Genomic DNA, 945 nt, shown 5'->3' with positions numbered 1-945 from the left:
GCCCGCGAGGTGACCGCGGTGCGGGCGGTGACCTCCAACGAGTCGGGGAGGGTGCCCTCGACCACGGCCAGCGAGTGGTAGCGGGTGACGGTGAAGGGCGAGGGCAGGCCGGTGAAGACCCCCGCGCCGGCGTGCTCGATCCGCGAGGTCTTGCCGTGCAGCAGTTCGGGGGCGCGGTCCACCACCCCGCCGTGGGCCACCGCCATGGCCTGGACCCCCAGGCAGACGCCGAAGACCGGGACGCCGGTCCCGGCGCAGTGGCGGACCATCTCCACGCAGACCCCGGCCTCCTCGGGGGTGCCGGGTCCGGGGGAGAGCAGCACGCCCGCGAAGCCGCCCTCGGCGACCCGCTCGACCGTCACGGCGTCGTTGCGCACCACCTCGCAGTCGGCGTCGAGCTGTTGGAGGTACTGCACGAGGTTCCAGACGAAGCTGTCGTAGTTGTCCACGACGAGAATCCGGGTACTCATCGGCGCGTCGTCCTCACTTCGGTGGTCCCGGTGCGTCGCCGGGCCGGACGGGGGGCCCGGCGTGCGTCCGCCGCCCGGATCGTCCCGCTCACCCGGTTCACTCCTCGACCGTCACGTTGTTGAAGGGCAGGATCGGCTCCGCCCAGGGGAAGACGTACGTGAAGAGCAGGTAGACCACCCCGAGCACCAGGCACAGGGCGATCAGCGCGCGCACCGGCGTGTTGCCCGGCAGGTGCCGCCAGATCCAGCCGTACATGCCGTCCGTTTCCTCTTCTCTGCCCGTGGCGGATCCTCCGCCCCTCCGTCGCCCGGAGGGTGCCCGGGGCGGCGGCGTCGCGCGTGCCCGTACCGGGGCGCGGCGGCGCGCCCCCAGAGTACGACGCGCCGGGGCGCCCCCGGGTGGCGTCGGCGGGACGGGTTCGGGCCGGGTCCCGGCCCCGGGGGACGGCGGGCCGGGTCGGGTCGGGTTCCGACC

2 protein-coding genes are annotated in these 945 nt (G+C 74.5%); both read right to left on the bottom strand.

What is annotated here, in order from left to right; genetic code table 11:
- On the bottom strand, positions 1 to 470 hold a 470-nt coding region (locus tag FNQ90_RS24930), incomplete at its 3' end, for an anthranilate synthase component II (RefSeq protein ID WP_182608395.1).
- A gap of 97 nt (positions 471 to 567) precedes the next feature.
- Positions 568 to 726, bottom strand: coding sequence for a hypothetical protein (locus FNQ90_RS24925; RefSeq protein WP_173019629.1), 159 nt, complete (start codon positions 724 to 726; stop codon positions 568 to 570).
- Between the last annotated feature and the right edge of the window lie 219 nt (positions 727 to 945).

Source organism: Streptomyces alkaliphilus, assembly GCF_014141535.1.
GTDB classification, from domain to species: Bacteria; Actinomycetota; Actinomycetes; order Streptomycetales; family Streptomycetaceae; genus Streptomyces; species Streptomyces alkaliphilus.
Note: the sequence above shows the minus strand (reverse complement) of the source record. Positions and strands in the feature narration are given on the sequence as shown.

Excerpts from the sequence above, each read along its gene's own strand:
- FNQ90_RS24925 (WP_173019629.1), bottom strand. The coding sequence starts at position 726 with ATGTACGGCTGGATCTGGCGGCACCTGCCGGGCAACACGCCGGTGCGC.